The sequence below is a fragment of the Anabaena sp. CA = ATCC 33047 genome (genome assembly GCF_963870205.1).
Lineage (GTDB): Bacteria > Cyanobacteriota > Cyanobacteriia > Cyanobacteriales > Nostocaceae > Trichormus.
This window is the reverse complement of the sequence record NZ_CAWMSA010000037.1, coordinates 1-514: the sequence shown is the minus strand read 5'-3', so window position 1 is coordinate 514 and position 514 is coordinate 1. Positions and strand designations below refer to the sequence as shown.

Sequence of the window (514 nt, the reverse complement as noted above, 5' to 3'; positions counted from 1 at the left end):
GGTGAAGTCGTAACAAGGTAGCCGTACCGGAAGGTGTGGCTGGATCACCTCCTTTTTAGGGAGACCTACCCAACTCAGAAATCGAAAGTGAAGAGCGAATAGAAGAAGAGATTGGTCTACTCTAGGTCGGTCGCAGGAATTGTTGGGCTTTCAAACTATGAAGTGGTTCGGATATGGGCTATTAGCTCAGGTGGTTAGAGCGCACCCCTGATAAGGGTGAGGTCCCTGGTTCGAGTCCAGGATGGCCCACCTGAAAACAGTGAACAGTGAACAGTAAACAGTGGTCAGCAAAAAAACTGATGACTGAGAACTGAGAACTGAGAACTGAATTCTGGGGGTTTAGCTCAGTTGGTAGAGCGCCTGCTTTGCAAGCAGGATGTCAGCGGTTCGAGTCCGCTAACCTCCACCTGTCTAAGGTGAAAAAGCTAAGAAAGAACAGGGAAGAAAATTCAGCAACTAGCTAGATGAATTAATAGTTAGACTGCTGGGTTTGTATCCAGCCAGAACCTTGAAA

General features: G+C 47.5%; 2 tRNA genes and 1 rRNA gene. All 3 read left to right on the top strand.

Annotated elements, in window-relative coordinates:
- Positions 1–55: ribosomal RNA gene (locus AACS98_RS09315) — 16S ribosomal RNA — on the top strand; the annotation flags it as partial.
- A 120-nt stretch (positions 56–175) separates the two neighbouring features.
- Positions 176–249: transfer RNA gene (locus AACS98_RS09310), tRNA-Ile, on the top strand.
- 84 nt (positions 250–333) lie between these two features.
- Positions 334–406 (top strand) — tRNA-Ala (locus AACS98_RS09305).
- The last annotated feature ends 108 nt before the right edge of the window (positions 407–514 follow it).